Source organism: Seonamhaeicola marinus (genome assembly GCF_008085455.1).
In genome coordinates this window covers 1-203 of record NZ_VSDQ01000121.1, presented here as the reverse complement: position 1 = coordinate 203, position 203 = coordinate 1, and the positions used below count along the sequence as shown (strand labels likewise).

Annotated in this window: 1 pseudogene; it reads left to right on the top strand. The window is 27.1% G+C overall.

From position 1 onward, the window contains the following. A pseudogene (locus FUA24_RS25385) lies at positions 1-185 on the top strand (hypothetical protein); the annotation flags it as partial. Positions 186-203 lie beyond the last annotated feature (18 nt).

The window sequence follows — 203 nt, the reverse complement described above, 5'->3', positions numbered from 1 at the left end:
TTTCAGGTACTTACACTCACGAAAATAAATTTCAATATTATAAATTAAATAATGTAGTTTTGAATGTAACTAACAGAACGCCACCTAACTTAATTACCAATGAAACGTATAATTTTATTGTTATGGATGTGAGTTTAGATAATTGGGTAAATACGGTGAGTAGTTCATCTTTTGTGGCAAATTAATGAGATATTTTCTTGTAT